Origin of the sequence: Actinomadura sp. SCN-SB, from assembly GCF_043906805.1 — a bacterium.
In the GTDB taxonomy this organism is placed as follows: Bacteria; Actinomycetota; Actinomycetes; order Streptosporangiales; family Streptosporangiaceae; genus Spirillospora.
Window position 1 is genome coordinate 38,783 of the sequence record NZ_JBIMPP010000023.1, and the last position, 19,528, is coordinate 58,310.

Annotated in this window: 20 protein-coding genes and 1 pseudogene; 11 read left to right on the forward strand and 10 right to left on the reverse strand. The window is 71.1% G+C overall.

The window, feature by feature from the left end:
* Positions 1-201: 201 nt before the first annotated feature.
* Complete coding sequence (gene drmC / locus ACGWYJ_RS17080) at positions 202-957, forward strand: DISARM system phospholipase D-like protein DrmC (protein ID WP_395106970.1); 756 nt, start codon at positions 202-204, stop codon at positions 955-957.
* A gap of 225 nt (positions 958-1,182) precedes the next feature.
* On the opposite strand, the gene ACGWYJ_RS17085 is transcribed toward drmC, so the two are convergent.
* Positions 1,183-1,896, reverse strand: coding sequence for a hypothetical protein (locus tag ACGWYJ_RS17085; RefSeq protein WP_395106971.1), 714 nt, complete (start codon positions 1,894-1,896; stop codon positions 1,183-1,185).
* Positions 1,897-2,006: 110 nt separating this feature from the next.
* Here ACGWYJ_RS17085 and holA point away from each other — a divergent pair, with 110 nt between their 5' ends.
* Positions 2,007-2,966, forward strand: a complete 960-nt coding sequence (holA, locus tag ACGWYJ_RS17090; protein ID WP_395106972.1) for a DNA polymerase III subunit delta — start codon at positions 2,007-2,009, stop codon at positions 2,964-2,966.
* A gap of 6 nt (positions 2,967-2,972) precedes the next feature.
* On the opposite strand, the gene ACGWYJ_RS17095 is transcribed toward holA, so the two are convergent.
* The 3 genes from ACGWYJ_RS17095 to rpsT all read right to left on the reverse strand — a co-directional run bounded on the left by ACGWYJ_RS17095 (position 2,973) and on the right by rpsT (position 4,374).
* Positions 2,973-3,386 carry an SRPBCC family protein gene (locus tag ACGWYJ_RS17095; protein WP_395106973.1) on the reverse strand — a complete coding sequence of 138 codons (414 nt, stop codon included), beginning with the start codon at positions 3,384-3,386 and terminating at the stop codon, positions 2,973-2,975.
* A gap of 19 nt (positions 3,387-3,405) precedes the next feature.
* Positions 3,406-3,951 (reverse strand): RNA 2'-phosphotransferase, encoded by a 546-nt coding sequence (locus tag ACGWYJ_RS17100; RefSeq protein WP_395106974.1) that lies wholly within the window; start codon positions 3,949-3,951, stop codon positions 3,406-3,408.
* A gap of 150 nt (positions 3,952-4,101) precedes the next feature.
* Positions 4,102-4,374 carry a 30S ribosomal protein S20 gene (rpsT, locus tag ACGWYJ_RS17105; protein WP_285694874.1) on the reverse strand — a complete coding sequence of 91 codons (273 nt, stop codon included), beginning with the start codon at positions 4,372-4,374 and terminating at the stop codon, positions 4,102-4,104.
* 325 nt (positions 4,375-4,699) lie between these two features.
* On the opposite strand from rpsT, the gene lepA reads away from it, so the two are divergent.
* Together lepA and ACGWYJ_RS17115 are read left to right on the forward strand one after the other, a co-directional pair.
* Positions 4,700-6,544, forward strand: a complete 1,845-nt coding sequence (gene lepA / locus ACGWYJ_RS17110; RefSeq protein WP_395106975.1) for a translation elongation factor 4 — start codon at positions 4,700-4,702, stop codon at positions 6,542-6,544.
* Positions 6,545-6,654: 110 nt separating this feature from the next.
* Positions 6,655-7,614, forward strand: coding sequence for a Uma2 family endonuclease (locus ACGWYJ_RS17115; protein ID WP_395106976.1), 960 nt, complete (start codon positions 6,655-6,657; stop codon positions 7,612-7,614).
* Positions 7,615-7,629: 15 nt separating this feature from the next.
* On the opposite strand, the gene ACGWYJ_RS17120 is transcribed toward ACGWYJ_RS17115, so the two are convergent.
* Both ACGWYJ_RS17120 and ACGWYJ_RS17125 read right to left on the reverse strand, forming a co-directional pair.
* Positions 7,630-8,055: a DUF4870 domain-containing protein gene (locus tag ACGWYJ_RS17120; protein WP_395106977.1), complete on the reverse strand. Its 426-nt coding sequence runs from the start codon at positions 8,053-8,055 to the stop codon at positions 7,630-7,632.
* Positions 8,056-8,186: 131 nt separating this feature from the next.
* On the reverse strand, positions 8,187-9,131 hold the full coding sequence (locus ACGWYJ_RS17125; RefSeq protein WP_395106978.1) for a hypothetical protein: 945 nt from the start codon (positions 9,129-9,131) through the stop codon (positions 8,187-8,189).
* Positions 9,132-9,329: 198 nt separating this feature from the next.
* Here ACGWYJ_RS17125 and ACGWYJ_RS17130 point away from each other — a divergent pair, with 198 nt between their 5' ends.
* Both ACGWYJ_RS17130 and hemW read left to right on the forward strand, forming a co-directional pair.
* On the forward strand, positions 9,330-9,794 hold the full coding sequence (locus ACGWYJ_RS17130; protein WP_395106980.1) for a hypothetical protein: 465 nt from the start codon (positions 9,330-9,332) through the stop codon (positions 9,792-9,794).
* Between the two features lie 70 nt (positions 9,795-9,864).
* Complete coding sequence (gene hemW / locus ACGWYJ_RS17135) at positions 9,865-11,076, forward strand: radical SAM family heme chaperone HemW (RefSeq protein WP_395106981.1); 1,212 nt, start codon at positions 9,865-9,867, stop codon at positions 11,074-11,076.
* Positions 11,077-11,100: 24 nt separating this feature from the next.
* Here hemW and ACGWYJ_RS17140 read toward each other — a convergent pair whose 3' ends face one another.
* The gene (locus ACGWYJ_RS17140; RefSeq protein WP_395106982.1) at positions 11,101-11,643 is read right to left on the reverse strand and encodes a DUF4870 domain-containing protein; all 543 of its coding nucleotides are present in this window, start codon (positions 11,641-11,643) and stop codon (positions 11,101-11,103) included.
* A 97-nt stretch (positions 11,644-11,740) separates the two neighbouring features.
* Entirely contained in the window at positions 11,741-12,586 is an 846-nt protein-coding gene (locus ACGWYJ_RS17145) for a DUF3097 domain-containing protein (RefSeq protein ID WP_395106983.1), read from the reverse strand.
* A gap of 259 nt (positions 12,587-12,845) precedes the next feature.
* Here ACGWYJ_RS17145 and hrcA point away from each other — a divergent pair, with 259 nt between their 5' ends.
* The 3 genes from hrcA (at position 12,846) to ACGWYJ_RS17160 (ending at position 15,849) form a co-directional block, all read left to right on the forward strand.
* Positions 12,846-13,859: a heat-inducible transcriptional repressor HrcA gene (hrcA, locus tag ACGWYJ_RS17150; protein WP_285694865.1), complete on the forward strand. Its 1,014-nt coding sequence runs from the start codon at positions 12,846-12,848 to the stop codon at positions 13,857-13,859.
* Positions 13,860-14,996, forward strand: coding sequence for a molecular chaperone DnaJ (gene dnaJ, locus ACGWYJ_RS17155; protein ID WP_395106984.1), 1,137 nt, complete (start codon positions 13,860-13,862; stop codon positions 14,994-14,996).
* Positions 14,997-15,105: 109 nt separating this feature from the next.
* Positions 15,106-15,849 carry a 16S rRNA (uracil(1498)-N(3))-methyltransferase gene (locus ACGWYJ_RS17160; RefSeq protein ID WP_395106985.1) on the forward strand — a complete coding sequence of 248 codons (744 nt, stop codon included), beginning with the start codon at positions 15,106-15,108 and terminating at the stop codon, positions 15,847-15,849.
* Positions 15,850-15,875: 26 nt separating this feature from the next.
* Here ACGWYJ_RS17160 and ACGWYJ_RS17165 read toward each other — a convergent pair whose 3' ends face one another.
* Complete coding sequence (locus ACGWYJ_RS17165; protein ID WP_285694862.1) at positions 15,876-16,553, reverse strand: hypothetical protein; 678 nt, start codon at positions 16,551-16,553, stop codon at positions 15,876-15,878.
* Positions 16,550-17,137, reverse strand: coding sequence for a SigE family RNA polymerase sigma factor (locus tag ACGWYJ_RS17170; RefSeq protein ID WP_395106986.1), 588 nt, complete (start codon positions 17,135-17,137; stop codon positions 16,550-16,552). The genes ACGWYJ_RS17165 and ACGWYJ_RS17170 overlap by 4 nt, the downstream gene beginning before the upstream one ends.
* A 357-nt stretch (positions 17,138-17,494) precedes the next feature.
* Here ACGWYJ_RS17170 and ACGWYJ_RS17175 point away from each other — a divergent pair, with 357 nt between their 5' ends.
* Together ACGWYJ_RS17175 and ACGWYJ_RS17180 are read left to right on the forward strand one after the other, a co-directional pair.
* Entirely contained in the window at positions 17,495-17,839 is a 345-nt protein-coding gene (locus tag ACGWYJ_RS17175) for a histidine triad nucleotide-binding protein (protein ID WP_285694860.1), read from the forward strand.
* A gap of 183 nt (positions 17,840-18,022) precedes the next feature.
* A pseudogene (locus ACGWYJ_RS17180) lies at positions 18,023-18,736 on the forward strand (PhoH family protein); the annotation flags it as partial.
* Positions 18,737-19,528 lie beyond the last annotated feature (792 nt).

Consider the following 19,528-nt stretch of genomic DNA (forward strand, 5'->3'; position numbering starts at 1 on the left):
AAGGTCGGCATGGGAGGTTTAATTCGCATTTCTTCGCAATTTCCGTATACTCGCGAGAAGGGTCATTGATGTGGTTTATCTTCCGTCTGTAGTCGTCCAAGGCGGGAGAGGAGACCACATGCGAGTGAGGCGACAAGTTTCCGATCGGCGGTTCGTCGTCCCCATCGGCGACGCGGACCCGGCGTTCTGCCCGGAGGCGCCGTGAGCAGCACCCCGCTTGAGCGGTTCCAGCGGGCCGCCGCCGCGCCCGCCGCAGTACTGGGACCGGCACGGCTGCGGAGGCTCGCCCAACGCTTCGAGAACGGGGCTTACGTCAGCTACGGCGATATCGAGCAGGACTTCCGCGCCGAAGTCGACGCCATCCGCGATGCCGCGTTCCAGGAGGACGACCTTCCCTTGGTCGCCGTGGCCGCGTACCTGAACGGCGCGGCGACGGCGCTCGAACACCAGGAGTCCGCGGTCCATGTCGAGCCGGTGTGGAGCGGGCCCACCAGCCACGCGGTGCCCGTGCGCTCGACCGCTCAGGCGCTCACCGGTGTCGTCGAGCGCGCGGGTCGTGAACTGCTCTTGATGACGTACTCGGCCGTGTCGTATCCGCCGTTGCAGGCGGCGCTTGGCGCGGCCGTCGGACGCGGGGTACGTGTCCACATCGTCGTCGAGACGTTCCAGGGAGCAGGCGCGATCTGCGGTGAGGAACCCGCCGCCGCCTTCCGTGAGTTGGGCTTCGAGCCGTGGCATTGGCCGGCGACGCGGCGTCCCGACCGGCGGGGGCTGATGCACGCCAGGATCGTGGTGGCGGACCGCCAGGAACTGCTGGTGTCCAGCGCCGACCTCACTCAGCCGGGTGTGGAGAACAACATCGCGGCAGGGCTGCTGGTGCGTGGTGGCCCCGCACCCGAACGGGCCGCAGAGCACTTCGACGCACTGTGCGCGGACGGCACCCTTGAGCGCATGTGAGCCGGTGACCACCTTCGCGGGCGGTTGCGAGCGGACGCCCTTCCCATCGGCGAAGGCGGGATGGGCGAGGTCTGGGACGCGATCGAGACCCGCCTGCGTCGCCATGTCGCGGTGACGTTCCTTTTCCGGGAAGCGGCCTCTGTGTCGCCTCCCGAGAGTTCCTCCAGTCGTGCTTGGAGCGGTGCGCACGATCATCCAGTGGCGCGAAAGTTTCTACGGTGAAGGTTACCTTCGTGATCTTTTCCGGGTGTGGAGTAGGGGGATCGGGGCTTCGGCCAGTTCCATGAAGTTCGTGCCCATGTCCCAGGATGAGCGTTCGGGGTAGCGGATCAGGTCGATGCATGCCTCGATCCATAGGGCGAGGAGGGCGAGGGCCTGCATGGCGAGGAAGATTTTCCATGCCGACCATGGGGTGTGCCGTTCCGAGGTGGCGAGGGGGCCGACTCGGCCCTTGCGATCCCATACCACTTCGAGTGTCTCGCCTTTGTTCGCGAGAGCGTGTCCGCGGGACAGCTGGCTCGGTCCTCCTTCGGGACAGCGCAGGGAATGCCGGTACACGGTGCGGGTTTCCCAGTGGCCGCCACCGTCGCCGTCGCTCACGTATTCCCGGTAGGTGCGCTTGATGACGTCCAGTACCTGGCAGACTCCGGACTGCCCGCTCAGGTCGAGAGCCGCGTTCTGGATGGCGGACTGCGCGGGCGCCACGCTCAGGAAGAGCAGCGCCGCCGCCACCATTCCGACCCAAGGCCAGCTCGACCAGAAGAACAACAGCCCGCACGCCCCGGCGACCAGAAGGAACAGCGCCAGGACGAGAACCAGATTCCATCCGCCGCCCATGCCATAGGCGATGGCATAGGCCCAGGCGATGACCAGCCCGGCCCCGATTCCCAGGACGACCAGGGGGCCGAGAAACCGCAGGAACCTGATGCGGAAGGGCATTCTGCGGCGGTACATACATTAATGATCGCATATGCTCTGGTAATGCAGATGTCGCCGGCATCCGTGCGCTCGGTGCGGCATGGGGGGCGCGGGCGTGGCATGCTGCTGGGGTGGCTGGGGACGGGATCACGCTGATCGTGGGGGACGAGGAGCTGCTCGTGGAGCGGGCCATCGGGGATGTGGTGGCTTCGGCGCGGGCGGACGACCCGGAGACCGAGGTGATCGATCTGGTTCCGGGGGAACTGGAGCCGGGGAAGCTGGCGGAGCTGACCTCGCCCTCGCTGTTCGGCGGTGGGAAGGTGCTGGTGCTGCGGTCGGCTCAGGATCTCGGGAAGGACCTGACGGCCGAGGTGCTGGCGTACGCGAAGGACCCGGCCGACGACGTGGCGCTGGTGGCCGTCCACCACGGCGGCGCCAAGGGGAAGGCGCTCGTGGACGGGCTGGCCAAGGCGGGGGCGCGGAAGGTGTCCTGCCCCAAGGTCACGAAGGTGGGGGAGCGGATCGACTTCGTCCGGAACGAGGTCCGGCGGGCCGGCGGCAGGATCTCGCCGGACGGCGCGCGGATGCTGCTGGACGCGGTGGGCAACGACCTGCGTGAACTGGCCGGTGCGTGCGGCCAGCTCGTGGCCGACACGGGAGGCCGGATCGACGACGCGGCGGTCGCCCGGTACTACCGGGGACGTGCGGAGGTGAGCGGCTTCACCGTGGCCGACAAGGCGATCGAAGGGCAGCTCGCGGACGCGCTGGAGCAGTTGCGGTGGGCCCTCGCCACGGGGGTCGCGCCCGTGCTCATCGTGAGCGCGCTGGCGCAGGGCGTGCGGAGTCTGGCGAAGGTGGGGGCCGCTCCGCGCGGGGCGAGGGGCGCGGCGCTGGCCAAGGAGCTCGGTATGCCGCCCTGGAAGATCGACCGGGTGCAACGGCAGCTGCGGGGCTGGTCCGGGGAGGGCGTGGCGCGGGCCCTGACCGCTGTGGCCAAGGCGGACGAGCAGGTCAAGGGCGGCGCGGCCGATGCCGCCTACGCCTTGGAGAAGGCGGTCGCGGAGGTCGTGGCGGCCCGTCAGGTGCGCTGAGCGGGGTCAGGACTCGGAAAGGCGTTTCAGGCCCTCCGCCTCCTGGGTCAGGTAGCGGCGGGTCAGGCGGCCGTACAGAAGACCGATCAGCGGAGCGGCCGCGCCTCGCTGGTCGAGGGTGAGGCGGACGGTGACCGTGCCGTCGCCGGGGGTCAGGTAGTGACCGGCCGTGGTCACCACACCGGGTGCGCGTGACTCCCAGACGAAGGAGCGTCCCGGGTCGAACTCGGTGACCGTCCAGATCGCCGGGCGGAGCCTGGGCTGGTGGAGGCGGGTCCGGGAGCCGTCGCCGAAGTCGTCGTCCAGCCGTTCGACACGGGTGACGGACGGCGTCATCTCCGGCCAGCGCCCGACGTCGACGAGGACGGACCAGACCGTGTCGGCGGCGGCGTCGATGTCGATGGTGGTCTCGAAGCGCATACGGTTCGTTCCTTGACGATCACGTGATGGTGAGGAAGCCCGGGGGGACCGCGTCCACGAGCCAGACCCCGTTGGCGCTGACACGGAACTCGTGGCCGGCGGCGGCCATGCCCGCCGCGTCGACGGTGAGGATGACCGGCTTGCCGCGGCGCGTCCCGACCCTGGTGGCGGTCTCGCGGTCGGGGGACAGGTGGACGGCGTGCCGGTCCATCGGCTTCAGGCCCTCCCGCCAGATCATGGGGAGGAAGCGGCCGACGGTGCCGTGGTAGAGGACCTCGGGCGGGGGAGTCACCGGCAGGCCGAGGTCGACCGGGATGGAGTGGCCCTGGCTGGCGCGGATCCGCTTGCCCGATTCGTCGAACGCGTAGCGCTTCTTGTCGTTGGCCGCCACGACCTGGCCGAGCTCGTCGCGGGTGATGGGGAAGCCGTGCGCCGCGGCCGCCGTCAGCAGTTCATCGACGTCGGCCCAGCCGGCCGGGTCGAGGGTCAGGCCGATCCGCTCGGGCTGGTGCCGCAGATGCCTGGCGAGGTACTTGGAGACCCTCACCATGCGGCGCTCGTTCATGACGAATCACGGTACCGGGGCGGTCGCCGGGGAGAGTACTGATTTGTCCGCGATGGCACGCCGTGGCGGGTCCCAGGCAACGTGAAACGGCCGGGCCGTGACGAAGGGGGCCCGGCCGTTGTCTCCGGCCGCGTTTACCTGAGCGCGGGCTTACTTGGTGCTCTGCAGAGCGGCCGCGCGCTTGGCGATGGCCGACTTGCGGTTGGCGGCCTGGTTCTTGTGGATGACGCCCTTGCTGGCGGCCTTGTCCAGCTTGCGGGCCGCGGCGCGCTGCAGCTCGATCGCCTTGTCGACCTCGCCGGCCTCGGCGGCCTCGCGGAACTTGCGGATCGCCGTCTTCAGCTCGGACTTGACGGCCTTGTTGCGCAGCCGGGCCTTCTCGTTCTGCTTGTTGCGCTTGATCTGGGACTTGATGTTAGCCACGTCGTAGTGCCTCAGCCTTGGTTCGCGATCCTCGCCTGCCGCGCAGCGGGCGGCAGGCCCATAACGTTCGGTGGTAGACGGGGCGACGGTGCCCCGAGGCACGACGGTACGCCACACGCAGTCGCACAGCCTACCAATCACCGGCCCCGGCCCCAAACCGTGGCGGACGGGCGCACTCGACCGCACTCGACTTGCACTCGGCTTGCACTCGACCATGAAGGACAGAACAGCCAAGTACAGAGCATCCGGCCGGGCATGGGACCATGGAGACGGCAGTCCATGCCAGTAGACAACTGCCCACCAGCGAGTTTGCGAACGGACCCCGGTGCCTCCGACTGAGCCGAACAAGACCGATCCCGCGATCATCAGGAACTTCTGCATCATCGCGCACATCGACCATGGCAAGTCGACGCTCGCCGACCGGATGCTGCAGCTGACCGGGGTGGTCGAGGAACGCCAGATGCGCGCGCAGTACCTCGACCGGATGGACATCGAGCGCGAGCGCGGCATCACGATCAAGAGCCAGGCCGTGCGGCTGCCCTGGACGGGTCCGGACGGCACCGACCACGTCCTCAACCTGATCGACACCCCGGGGCACGTGGACTTCTCCTACGAGGTGTCCCGGTCGCTGGCGGCGTGCGAGGGCGCGGTGCTGCTGGTGGACGCGGCCCAGGGCATCGAGGCGCAGACGCTGGCCAACCTCTACCTGGCGATCGAGGCGGACCTGCACCTGATCCCCGTGCTCAACAAGATCGACCTGCCCGCCGCGCAGCCGGACCGGTACGCCGAGGAGCTGGCCGGGATCATCGGCTGCGAGCCGTCCGACGTGCTGCGGGTGTCGGGCAAGACCGGCGAGGGCGTGCCGGAGCTGCTCAACCGGATCGTCGAGACGGTGCCGGCGCCGGTCGGCGACCCCTCGGGCCCGGCGCGGGCGCTGATCTTCGACTCGGTGTACGACACCTACCGCGGCGTGGTGACCTACGTCCGGATCGTGGACGGGCACCTGTCGCGGCGCGAGAAGAGCCTGATGATGTCGACCGGCACCGCGCACGACACGCTGGAGGTCGGCGTGATCTCGCCCGAGCCCAAGCCGGTGGACGGGCTGGGCGTCGGCGAGGTCGGGTACCTGATCACGGGCGTGAAGGACGTGCGGCAGGCGCGTGTCGGCGACACCGTGACCAGCGCGTCCAGGCCCGCGCGGGAGCCGCTGGGCGGCTACCAGGACCCCAAGCCGATGGTGTACTCGGGGCTGTACCCGGTGGACGGCGACCAGTACCCCGAGCTGCGGGACGCCTTGGACAAGCTGCGGCTCAACGACGCCGCGCTGGTCTACGAGCCGGAGACCTCGGCGGCGCTGGGCTTCGGGTTCCGCTGCGGCTTCCTCGGGCTGCTGCACATGGAGATCGTCCGGGAACGGCTGGAGCGCGAGTCGGGCCTGTCGCTGATCTCCACCGCGCCGAACGTGATCTACCGGGTGGTGATGGAGGACGGCACCGAGCACACCGTCACCAACCCCAGCGAGTTCCCCGAGGGCAAGATCGCGGCGGTGTTCGAGCCGGTGGTGAAGGCCACGCTGCTGTCCCCGAGCGAGCACATCGGCGCGATCATGGAGCTGTGCCAGGGGCGGCGCGGGGTGCTGCTCGGCATGGACTACCTGTCGGCCGACCGGGTGGAGATCCGCTACACGCTGCCGCTGGCGGAGATCATCTTCGACTTCTTCGACCAGCTGAAGTCGCGGACCCGCGGCTACGCCTCGCTCGACTACGAGCCGAGCGGCGAGCAGCAGTCCGACCTGGTCAAGGTGGACATCCTGCTGCAGGGCGAGTCGGTGGACGCGTTCAGCCAGATCGTGCACCGCGACAAGGCGCGCGAGTACGGGCTGATGATGACGGCCAAGCTCAAGGAGCTCATCCCGCGGCAGCAGTTCGAGGTGCCGATCCAGGCCGCGATCGGCGCGCGCATCATCGCCCGCGAGAACATCCGCGCCATCCGCAAGGACGTCCTGGCCAAGTGCTACGGCGGCGACATCTCCCGCAAGCGCAAACTGCTGGAGAGGCAAAAGGAAGGCAAGAAGCGGATGAAGACGATCGGGCGGGTGGACGTGCCGCAGGAGGCGTTCGTCGCGGCCCTGTCGACCGGCGAATCCTCCGCCGACAAGGGCAAGCGGTAACAGCCGTCCCAAGTCCCCGCACCTCAGCGGGAACGGGCCGCCTCGCGGGCGTTGTTCTCGAATCGGTAAAGTCACGGTGACGCAGCGTCCGCGGGAGGACACTGGGCGTCGTGAGTCATTCGTTGCTGCATCAGGTTCTGGTCTCCGGCCTGGTGGTGCCGGTCGGGCTGGCCGAGACCGCGGAGCAGTGGTCGGCGACGTCCACCGGGGTCCGGCTCGGCGATGACACCTGGCTCCGCTGCGACCTCGTGGTGTGCCACCGGGACACGAGGCGCCACCCGGACCGCCCCGGCGATCCGCGTGCCTCGGTGGACGGGCCGCCGCTGCTGGTCGTGGAGGTGACCTCCGCGGTCTCCCGCGCCGCCGACCTCGGCGCCAAGAAGGCCCTGTACGAGCGGCACGGCGTCCCCGCGTACTGGGTGGTGGACAGCCGGGGCGACCTGTCGGAGATCAGGGTGTACGAGCTGGGCGACGCCGGCCGCTACACCGAGCGCGCGCGGCTGCCGCGGGGCCGCGCGGCCACGCTGGCCCGCCCGTTCCCGATCGAGCTCGAGGCCGACCAGGTCTTCGCCCGGCTGCCGAGGCGGCCCCTACCCGTGCCCAGGAGGACGATCTCCGTGCCCGACCACGCATCCGACCCGTCCCGCGTCCAGGAGACGGGGCCGGACCTTCCGCACAGCGAGGAGCCGATCCTGATCGACGCCTTCGGCCGGCGCTGGCCGACCGGCGCGGAGAAGGTCGAGCTCTGGGACGGCTGCCCGGTCTTCTACGGCGCCTGGGACGAACGCGACATCGAGATCGCCTCCCGCGCGTACCCGGGGCGCGTCGTCCGCCTCGACCAGGAGCCGGGGGAGCCGGGCACCATGACCGTCCTGCCCGGACCGGACCCGGCGCGCCGCGCGCTCCGCGCCGCGCGTCCCGCGGACACCGCGGAACGCGCCGAGCGGGATGCCGGGCGGGATGCCGGGCGGGATGCCGGGCGGGATGCCGGGCGGGATGCCGGGCGGGATGTCGAGCGGGACGCAGAGCAGGACGCGCGAGCCTCGAAGTCCCACGTCAAAGTGAGCTGACCCTCGGCCCGGGGTTCAGCGGGCCTTGAGGAGGGGCCAGGCCACGAACTTGGGCACCCTTCTGAACTCGCCGCGGTTGGCCGCCCGGCCCGCGTAGACCAGGTAGAACATGACGGCGCCGGTGAAGCCCAGGGGCACCCAGATGAGCTCGGGGACGACCAGGGAGAGCAGGCCGCCCACCAGCCAGACCGCGATGGCGGCCACGCCCATGTTGAGGCCCTGGGCGGCGTGGCGGCGGACGAAGGGCGAGCGGCCCTTGCCGAAGAACACGACCACCGGTGCGATGGCGCCCACCAGGAACTGGCCGATGTACGCCATCAGCGCCCAGGTGGTGTCTTCGCCGCTTGTGGGCCCGTAGTGGCTCGGCGCGGGCTGCTGCTGCCAGGCGGGCTGCTGCCAGCCTGGGCCGTGACCTGGCGACGGGGGAGGCCCGTAGGCCATGGTGCGTTTCCTCTCGGAGTCCGCTTGTGGGGTCCGCCTCAAGCGCATCGCTTGCGGCGCAGTTTACGACTACTTGGACGCCGATGGGGTTCGCTGGTTCCGGCCGGTTTGTGGCGCGGTCCCGGGACGGCTCACGAGGCCGCAGATCGGCCGTGGCGGTGCCGGGAGCCGAGGGTGGCGGGAAGGCCTAGGGTGGCGTCTGTGAAACGCTCTGCGCCCGTCTCAGGGGCAGTCTCGGCCGCGTGCGTGACGAAACCCGGGCCGGGGGCGTGCAGGATCAGCCCCAGCTCGGTGATCTTGATGCCGTCCCTGCCGTACGGGACGACCTGGTGGCCGAGGCCGCGCAGAAGCTCGGCGACGTCCCGGGCGGGCTCGTCCAGCAGGTCGATCCCGTCCAGCCGCAGCCTCAGCCCGGGGTTGCCGCCCCAGCCCGTGCCGCGGAAGACGTGGATCTCCCCGATCCGCTCGGTGCCGTCGTCCGCGCGCATGGTGGAGACTCCGAGGCCGCCCCGCCCGATGCGCACGCTGCGGTGGTCCTCCCAGCCGCAGAGGAAGGACGCCCGTGGAGGCGGCGTGCGGCAGCGTTCGGACACGGCGGTGAGCACCGTCCAGGCATCCGTGGCGAGGGTGGAGAACAGCAGATGCGCGTTGGGCAGCAGAGCCCCGCGCCCCGGTTGCAGGGTCACGACGAACGGCGGCACACGACCGGGGAAGCGGGCGGGGTCGGGTTCGGCGAGGGTGATGAGCCCCTCCCACGAGGTCGGCTCCTCGACGGCGAACCACGCGATCGCGGCTTCCGCCCCGAGTTCGGCGAAGGTCTGGTTGGTGACCGCCTGCCCGACGTGGTCGCGGAGTGCCTGCGCCGTCTCGTCCAGGCGTCGGCGCCACCACGGCGGCTCAGGATCACGGTCGCGCCGGCTTGGGCTCTCCCACAGGACGCCCGATGCCCGCAAGGGGACGCGCTGTCCGTGCCCGTGCTCGTCCATGACGGTGTAGTGCCAGCCGTTCGCGTCGCCGCACAGCAGGACTCGCGTGGGCACCCTCCCGTACGCGGGCGGCGTCTCGTGATGAGCCATCCGGACGACCCTATCCACACACGCGGCGGAACCGGCCCGGCGGCGCGTGTCGATTCGAGGCGAACGCCCCTGGGCGTCCCATCCGGAACACCCGGACGTCCAGCGGTTTCACCGCGACACGGCCGGTGCTGCTTGGCCTGCGACGCCCGATCGGTACGGTCGGAGTCCAGTGGCGCCTATGGTTCCGGAGGTTCGACCGTGACCCACTCCGAGCGGGATCTGCGTTCTACGAAGGAGCGGGAAACGGTGGACGGGGCCGTCCGCGCGCTGCGCATGGCCGCCCCGCACGGCTGGGAACGGCTCGGGTTCGAGTTCCACGCGACCGTCGGCATTGACAGCGCCTCGTTCGAGGTGCGGGACGCCTCCGGGGAGACCCGCCCGGTGATGCCGCCCGGCCAGGCCATCGGGAAGATGGACGAGCTGCGTCGTGTGATGTACCGGCGGGACAAGGGCGCCTGGTTCACCGCCAGGCTGGAGATCGAGCGCGGCGGCCGGTTCAAGGCCGAGTTCGTCTACGACAAGGAACCCGATTTCACCCCGCCCCTCACCGGCTCCGCCTACGCCCTGGACCTTGAACGCTTCCCACGCGCCGAGGAGCACATACCGCGATGGCTCCGGGCCAAGCTGGACGCCGCCGCAGGCGCCGCTCACGCCGACACCTGAGCCGGTCCGCGTCCGCGATGGCCGGGATCGAGCGGCGCGACCATGGGAAAGGGCGCGGCAGACTTGGAGGATGCCCGCCACACTGCCCGACGGCGACCCCGTACCCGCTGATGGTGCGCTGCCCCGGAGCGCTCTGGAGGGCTTGGGGGAGCGGCCGTTCGCGTTCTACGTGCACGTCCCGTTCTGCGTGACGCGGTGTGGCTACTGCGACTTCAACACCTACACCGCCACCGAGCTAGGGCCTGGCGCTAGCCGCGACTCGTACGCCGATACCGCCATAGAGGAAGTGCGGCTGGCCAGGCGTGTCCTGGGCGCGACGGACCTCCCTGTGGAGACGGTCTTCGTGGGCGGGGGTACCCCCACGCTGCTGCCTCCGGACGACCTCGGGCGCATCCTGGACGCCATCGACGCCGCATTCGGGCTGGCGCCCGGTGCCGAGATCACCACTGAGGCCAATCCCGAGTCGGTGGACGAGCCCTACCTGGCCCGCCTGCGGGAGCGCGGATTCACGCGGGTCTCGTACGGGATGCAGAGTGCACGCGAGCACGTGCTGGCCGTCCTGGACCGCACCCACACCCCCGGCCGGGTCCCCCAGGTCGTGGAGTGGACGCGCAAGGCGGGCTTCGACCACATCAACCTGGACCTGATCTACGGCACGCCAGGGGAGAGCGATGACGACTGGAGGGCGTCCCTGGAGGCGGCGCTGGCGTCCAATCCCGATCACGTGTCGGCCTACGCGCTCATCGTCGAAGAGGGCACCCGCCTGGCCGCGCGGGTGCGCAGGGGGGACCTGACCCCGCCCGACGACGACGCGATGGCCGACCGCTACCTCATGGCCGACGAACTGCTCAGCGCCCACGGCCTGCACTGGTACGAGATCTCCAACTGGGCCTCGTCCCCGGGGGCCTCGTGCCGGCACAACCTCCTGTACTGGACGGGCGCCGACTGGTGGGGCGTCGGTCCCGGCGCCCACAGCCACGTGGGCGGCACGCGCTGGTGGAACGTCAAGCATCCCGCCGCCTACGCGTCCCGCCTCGCCGAGAAGGTCACCCCCGCGCACGCACGTGAGGTCCTGGACGACCGGGACCGGCGCATCGAGCGCATCATGCTGGAGTTGCGGCTGGCGGACGGCTGCCCGGCCGACCTGCTGGACGAGGCGGCGGCGCGGCGGGCGATCGGCGACGGGCTCATCGACCCCGAGCCCTACGAGACCAAGGGCCGCGCCGTGCTGACCCTGCGCGGTCGCCTGCTCGCCGACGCCGTCGTCCGCGACCTCACCTGAGCGCCCGGACCCGTCCCCGGCGGTCTACTTGATCATGGGCCAGGCCATGAAGGTCGGGAAGCGGTACCACTCGCCCCGGTTCCCGGCGACCGCGGCCATGATCAGGAACACCAGCTGCATCACGCCCACCACGAAGGTCGGGATCAGCCAGAGGCCGAGGGTGAGCACGCTCAGCACCAGGTTGAACACCAGGTAGATCAGCTGGGTGATGCCGAGGTTGAGGCCCTGCGCCCCGTGATGGCGCAGGAATGCCGACTCGTCCTTCTTGACCAGGTAGACGATCAGCGGGGCGAAGATCCCGATCAGGAACTGCCCCAGGTGCCCCAGCAGCGCCCAGGTGCGCTCGTCCGAGGTCGTCCCGTACCCGGGCTGACCGTACGGCTGCATCTGGCCGCCGTAGGCGGGGCCGTAGCCCGGCTGCCCGTACCCAGGGGCCTGCCCATAGCCGGGCGCCTGGCCGTAGCCCTGGCCGTACGGGTCCTGTCCGTATCCCGGGGGCTGTTGCTGCTGTCCGTAGCCCGGCTGGGGCTCTCCATATCCAGGCTGCTCGGGGGGCCCGTACGACATCGCATGCTCCTCTTCGCTGGCGGCGACGGCGGTTCGTGGGGAGCTGACAGTTGTTCCGTGGTTAAGCGTGACAAGGGTTAGACGCAGCAGCGGGTACCTAAAGTTGTTCCGGAACGGTGACGAAATCGATAAGTTCCTCGACCCTGCCCAGAAGGGCGGGCTCCAGATCGGTATAGGACGAGACGGCTCCGAGGATCCGTTTCCAGCCGGCCCGCACATCGTCCCCCCAACCCAATGCGGCGAGCACCCCTTCCTTCCACGGTACGCCGCGCGGGACGCTCGGCCAGGCGGCGATCCCGAGCGCCGAAGGCTTGACGGCCTCCCAGATGTCGATGAAGGGATGGCCGGTGATGAGCACGTGAGGCGAGGACACCTGGGCGGCGATCCGGCTCTCCTTGGAGCCCTCCACCAGGTGGTCGACGAGCACCCCTAGACGACGTCCCGGTCCGGGGCCGAACCCTTCCACGATGGCGGGAAGGTCGTCGACGCCCTCCAGGTACTCCACGACGACGCCTTCCACGCGCAGGTCATGGCCCCAGATCTTCTCGACCAGCTCCGCGTCGTGGACGCCCTCCACGTAGATGCGGCTCTCCTTGGCCACCCGTGCGCGCAGGTTCGGCACCGCGATGGACCCGGAGGCGGACCGGCGTACCCCCTGCCCGGACACGGCGCCGCCAGGGGCGCCACCGGACGGGCGGACGAGCGTCACGGGCCTGCCGTCGATCAGGAACCCGGCCTTGGCCAGGGGGAACACCCGCCGCTTGCCGAAGCGGTCCTCCAGGGTCACGCCGGACTTGTCACAGCCGACCACCGCACCGCAGAAGCCGCTGTCCGGGTCCTCCGCCACGAGCCCGATCTCGGCGGCGATCTCGGGGATCGTCCCCTTACGGGGGCGCCGCCAGTCCCCCGCCAGGACGTCGTCGCCGTAATCCTTGCTGCGCACGGTCCGGCACTCTACTGGGCGGGGCGGGCGCCCCCTCCGCGGTTCCGCCGGCGGCCGCCTCTCCGTGTCCTCTGTGTCCTCTTCCGTGTCCTCTCCGTGTCCGCCAATGGCCGCTCCGTGGTTCCATGAACACCCGCGGGGAAGACGCCCAGGGAGGACTCCGAATACGGCTCTGCGGGCCGTACACTTGGCACTCGAAAGAACGGAGTGCCAGCGAGTCGTGAACGGCTCGGGAATGGGGCAGGGGGGTGACCGCCAAGTGCTCGACGACAGGAAGCTCGCCGTCCTCCGCGCCATTGTCGAGGACTACGTCTCCACCAACGAGCCGGTCGGCTCCAAGGCCCTGGCCGACCGGCACAATCTCGGAGTGTCCCCGGCGACCATCCGCAACGACATGGCCGTCCTGGAGGAGCAGGGGTACATCCACCAGCCGCATACCAGCGCGGGCCGCGTCCCCACCGACAAGGGCTACCGGCTCTTCGTCGACCGGCTGTCGACGATCAAGCCGTTGTCGAGCGCGGAGCGCCGCGCGATCGAGACGTTCCTCAGCGGCGCCTACGACCTCGACGACGTGGTGAGCCGGACGGTGCGGCTGCTCGCCCAGCTCACCAGGCAGGTGGCGGTGGTGCAGTACCCGTCGCTCACCCGCTCGTCGGTGCGGCACGTGGAACTGGTCCCGGTCGCCGCGCACCGGCTGCTGCTCGTTCTGATCACCAACACCGGGCGGGTGGAGCAGCGGGTGATCGAGACCCCGGCCCAGCTGTCCGAGGAATCGATCGCCCACCTTCGGGCGTTGCTCAATACGTGCCTCGACGGGTGCGGGCTCGGCGAGGTCCCCGCCGCCGTCGCCGACCTGCCGGACCGGGTGCAGCCCGAGGACCGGCCGATCATGGCCGCGGTGCTGTCGGTGTTGCTGGAGACGCTGGTGGAGAAGAACGATGAGAAGATCGTCTTCGCCGGCGCCGCCAACCTGGCCGCGGTGGACTTCTCCCAGAGCCTGCGCGAGGTGCTGGAGGCGCTGGAGGAGCAGGTGGTGCTGATGAGACTGCTGGGCGAGGCCGGTGACTCCTCTACAGTGACGGTGCGGATCGGCACCGAGAACCCCGACGAGGGGCTTCGCTCGACCTCGGTGGTCGTCGCCGATTACGGGGTCGGCGACAAGACCCTGGCCCGGCTGGGAGTGCTCGGGCCGACACGGATGGACTACCCCGGCACGATGGGAGCGGTACGGGCAGTGGCACGCTACGTCGGACAGATCCTGGCGGGGTCGTAAGTGGCCAACGACTACTACGCGACCCTGGGCGTCCGCCGCGACGCCAGCCCCGACGAGGTCAAGAAGGCCTATCGGCGGCTGGCCAGGGAGCTCCATCCGGACGTGAACCCGGACCCGGAGACCCAGGAGCGGTTCAAGGAGATCACCCAGGCTTACGAGGTGCTCTCCGACCCGAAGAAGCGCGAGATGTACGACCTGGGCGCCGACCCGTTCGCGTCGGCCGGCGCCGGCGGCGGCCCCGGCGGCTTCGGCGCCGCGGGCTTCCCGTTCAGCGACATCATGGACGCGTTCTTCGGCACCGCCGCCTCGCGCGGCCCGCGCAGCCGCGCCCGCCGCGGGCGCAACGCCACGCTGCGGGTCGAGCTCGACCTCGGTGAGACCGCGTTCGGCACGACCCGCGAGCTGTCCATCGACACCGCGGTGACCTGCGCCACCTGCGGCGGTTCGGGCTGTGCGCCCGGCACCCACCCGGAGACCTGCGACACCTGCCACGGCCGCGGCGAGGTGCAGCAGGTGCAGCGCTCCTTCCTCGGCCAGGTCATGACGGCCCGGCCGTGCCCGCAGTGCGGCGGCTTCGGCAGCGTGATCCGCACCCCGTGCCAGGAGTGCTCCGGGGACGGCCGGGTCCGCACCCGCCGTACCGTCAAGGTCAAGATCCCGGCGGGCGTGGAGAACGGCATCCACATCCAGCTCGCGGGCGAGGGCGAGGTCGGCCCCGGCGGGGGACCGCCCGGCGACCTGTTCCTGGAGATCGTGGAACGGCCGCACCCGATCTTCGAGCGGGAGGGCGACGACCTGCACTGCACGGTGGAGATCCCGATGACGGCCGCCGCGCTGGGCACCAACGTGACCATCGAGACGCTGGACGGCGCCGAGGAGGTCGACATCAAGCCCGGCACCCAGTCCGGCCAGGTGATCACCCTGTACGGCCGCGGCGTCCGGCACCTGAACGAGAGCGGCCGCGGCGACCTGCTGATCCATGTGAACGTCGAGACCCCGTCCCGGCTCGACGACGAGCAGGAGGAGCTGCTGCGCCGCCTGGCCAAGCTGCGCGGCGAGGAGCGCCCGCCCGGCAAGTTCGCGCCCGGCCAGCGCAACGTCTTCTCCCGCCTGAGGGACGTGTTCAACCAGCACTGAAGGGATGTCAGGGCCGCCTACCGCGAGGGCCGGGACGGCGGCGCCTGAACGACGGCGCCCGAAGGACCGCGCCCAGGGTCGGCCCGGTCCCGCGGACGGGGGGAGTGGGATGAGCCCGCCGGTGTTCCTCGCCGGGGAGGCCGACCTGGGACGCGACCGGGTCGTTCTGGACGGCCCCGAGGGGCGTCATGCGGCGACGGTGAAGCGGCTGCGTCCCGGCGAGCGCGTCGACCTCACCGACGGGGCCGGGCTGATGGCCGAGTGCGTCGTCGTCGCGGCCGACCGCGCCGCGCTCACCGTGGAGGTGATCGCCCGGCGCACGGATCCGGCGCCCGAGCCCAGGCTGGTCGCCGTCCAGGCACTGCCCAAGGGCGACCGCGGCGAGCTGGCCGTGGAGACCATGACCGAGGCCGGGGTGGACGAGATCGTGCCGTGGGCCGCCGCGCGCTGCGTCACCCGGTGGCGCCCCGAACGCCGCGACAAGGCGCTGGGACGCTGGCGAGGCGCCGCCCGCGAGGCCGCCAAGCAGGCCCGCCGGAGCCGGCTCCCCGAGGTTCCCGGCCTGGCGTCCACCCCCGAGGTCGTACGGCGGGTCGCGGCGGCCGTCGCGGCGGGGGGCGCCGGTCTGGTCCTGCACGAGGGGGCGAAGGACCCGCTGAGCGCCGTCGCGCCGCCCTCCACAGGGGAGATCTTCGTGGTGATCGGGCCCGAGGGCGGCATCACCGACGACGAACTGGCCGCCCTGACCGCCGCGGGAGCGAGCGCCGTCCGGCTGGGACCGACCGTCCTGCGCACCTCGACGGCGGGCGTGGCCGCCCTCTCCGTCCTCCAGGCCGCCACGGGCCGCTGGTAAGCGCCCCCCGCCATGGGCGAGCCGGGCTACTGACCGGCGGGCTGCTCCGCCGACTGGCCCCCACCGGCCGGGGCCTCGGTCGTGGGCGGATCCGTCGGCTGGTCGGGATCCGGATCCGTCGGGACGCCGGGGTCCGGGGACGTGCTGGTCGGCGGCGTCGGCGGAGGGGTCGTCGCCGGGCACGGCTGGGACGGGGGAGCGGCCTGCCCCGAGGCGCCCGCCTCGGGCGCGCCGCTCGGTGACGGCGACGCGGCGGTGGCCGGGGGCTGCGCGCCGCAGGCCTCGGTCCCGGGCGAGGCCGCGGGCGACGGCGACCCCGCCGTGCTCGGATCCCCCTCGCCGCTCGGCCGCGTGGGGCCGGTCGGCCGGACGTCGGGTGGCAGGCCCCGCGTGGCGTCGCTGCCGTGGGCGCTGCCGCCACCGTCATCGCCGGAGGGACCGTGGTTCGCGGTGGACTGGATGAACTCGATGGCCTGCGGGGCGGTGACGCCGACGCAGGTGACGACCACGGCGACCGCCACGGCCACGATGGGGCGCGCCGCGTTGACGGTGAACCAGTCCCAGCCGAACCTGGGCCTGCTGCGCTCCTCGATGCGGGCGCGGATCTTCTCCAGGCCGTCCGCCCCCGGGATGACCTTGTCCGCCTCCGCGTGCAGGGCGCGGCGGAGGATGTCGCCGTGCTCGTCGTGGGGGTCGGTGGTCATGAGAACTGCTCCAGGATATTGCGTAGCGCGGCCATGCCGCGGGCCGTGTGGCTCTTGACGGCGCCGCGGGAGATGCCCATCGTCTTGGCGATCTCGGCTTCGGACAGATCGGCGTAGTAGCGCAGCACGAGCGCCTCGCGCTGGCGGGTGGGAAGCCGGTGCAGCGCCTCCACCACGGCGGAGCGCTCCAGCTCTCCGATGGCCCCGGCCTCCGCGCTCGGCGCGTCCGGCAGCCCCTTCGGAGCGTACTTCTCCACGACGGCGCGATGCCGCAGCACCGAGCGCGACCGGTTGACCACGGACTGGCGCAGGTACGACAGGGCCTTGTCGGGGTCGCGCAGCCGCCGCCACCCGCCGTGCATGGCGACGAACGCGTCCTGCACGACCTCCTCGGCCGTCCCCGAGTCACGTACCAGCATGGCCGCCAGCCGTACCAGCGACCGGTAGTTGGCACTGTACAGAGCGGTCACGGCCTGGTCGGCGTCCCAGGCCACGGCAACAGCCCCAGCCGTGCCCCTGGCCACGAGGGTCTCGGTCACGTCAATGGGACGCGCGCCCTCGTCGTCGGGTTTACGAAACGGCATCTGCTGTCTTGCCTCGGTCACGTGAACGCCCCGTACGAAAGGGCAGGCCGTGCTGTCTCTTCCTGGGTCACCTGTCCGCCGCCTTCACCGCACCCCGGCCGCTCGCTCCGGGCGGTCGTCCCGGCGGGCCGCTGGAAAGACGGACCGACCGGTCGTGCGAGAGCGCGCTGTGCCGACGAGCCGGGGGTACGCCTGGGCTGACCACCCTAATCGAGCGGGGCCCCTGGCAGGGTCGGAACCGGACACGGCTCGATCACCTTTGTGCACGATGCTCACGGCGCGTCCCGCCGGTCACGGCAGGTCGCGCGGGGGCCGCCCCGATAGGATCTCCGGACAGCACGTCGCGGGAGGAGAGCGATGACCGACTGCCTGTTCTGCAAGATCGTTTCAGCGGACGTGCCCGCCAAGATCGTCCGCGAGTCCGCGGGGACGGTCGCGTTCCGCGACATCAACCCGCAGGCGCCGACCCATGTCCTGGTCATCCCCCGCGAGCACCACGCGACGGTGGGCGACCTGGCCGACGCCGACCCCGAGCTGCTGGCCGAGCTGCTCCGGGAGGCCCGCCAGGTGGCCGTGGACGAGGGAGTGGCCGACACCGGCTACCGCATCGTCTTCAACACCGGCGCGCAGGCCGGCCAGACGGTGTTCCACGTGCACGCCCACGTCCTGGGCGGCCGCGGCCTGAACTGGCCGCCCGGCTGATCCCCCCCACACCTCCGCCCGTCCTCCACACGCGCGCCGCCGTTTCGCCGGTCGCGGACGGGGCACGGCGAGCGAAAATACGGCGGCGTTCCGCCGGAGGCGGCCAGTACCATTGGAAGGGTCAGACGCGGGACACACCGACAGCGAGAGAAGGCAGGTCACAGAGGCCGCAAGGCCCGGCTGATGGTCGAATCAACTCACGCGGGACGCCCCGGCCAGGCCGGCGCGCGCTCCCAGATCAAGATCGTGGTGCCGGACGACCACTCGATGGTGAGCCTGCTGGGCTCCCGGGACGAACTTCTGCACGTCATCGAGCGCGCGTTCCACAGCGACATCCACGTCCGCGGCAACGAGATCACCGTGACCGGCGCCGAATCCGAGACCGAGCTGGTGTCGCGGCTGTTCTCCGAGCTGATCGATCTGCTCAAGAGCGGCACCCAGCTCACCCCGGACGCCGTGGAGCGCAGCCTGGCGATGCTGCGCAACCAGACCGAGGAGCGCCCGGCCGAGGTGCTCACCCTGGACGTGCTGTCCAGCCGCGGGCGCACGATCCGGCCCAAGACGCTCAACCAGAAGCGGTACGTCGACGCGATCGACAAGCACACCATCGTGTTCGGCATCGGCCCGGCCGGCACCGGCAAGACCTACCTGGCGATGGCCAAGGCCGTCCGCGCCCTCCAGGACAAGCAGGTCAACCGGATCATCCTCACCCGCCCGGCGGTCGAGGCGGGCGAGCGGCTCGGCTTCCTGCCCGGCACGCTCTACGAGAAGATCGACCCGTACCTGCGGCCCCTCTACGACGCGCTGCACGACATGGTCGATCCCGACTCCATCCCCAAGCTGATGGCCGCGGGAACGATCGAGGTCGCGCCCCTGGCCTACATGAGGGGACGAAGCCAGCCGGTCTTCACCAAGGTGCTCACGCCCGACGGATTCCGCCCCATCGGCGACCTGCGGGTCGGCGACCTCGTCGTCGGCTCGAACGGGGAGCCGACCCCGGTCATCGGCGTCTACCCGCAGGGCGAGAAGGACATCTACCGGGTCGGGACGCAGGACGGGGCCTCGGTCCTCGCCTCCGGTGACCACCTCTGGGCGGTGCGCACCCGCGACGACCGCCGCCGCGGCAAGCCGCATCGCGTGCTGACGACCAAGGACATGATCGGCGACCTCCGGGCGGGCCACCACCACCGGTACGAGCTGCCGCTGCTGAGCGGCCCGGTCGCCTTCCCGCCCCGGGACGTGCCGATGGACCCGTACGCGCTGGGGTCGTCGCTCGGCGAGGGGAGCGTTCCGGAGTCCGGCCGGCCCGGACGCCCGGCTCCGGACGCCGTCGCGGGCATCGGGCCGGAGCGGGCGGCTCAGGGGCAGCGGACCATGGTGCTCGAGCGCCCGGTCGAGACGGTCATGGCCGGGCTCGGCCTCCAGGGACTCGCGCCGGAGGAGACGTTCGTCCCGGAGCCGTACCTGCACAACACCGCGGAGGTACGGCTCGCGGTCCTGCAAGGACTGCTCGACGCGAATGGCCGTCCCGGCCGGCGGGGCGGGCGGACCCGGAAGGTCCAGTACACGACCGTCTCCCCCCGGCTGCGAGACGACGTCACCTTCCTCGTGAGGTCCCTGGGCGGCATCGTCCACCAGCGGGCAGGCACCGCGTCCGGGCGGTCCGTGCCTCGTCGCGGGGATGCCCAT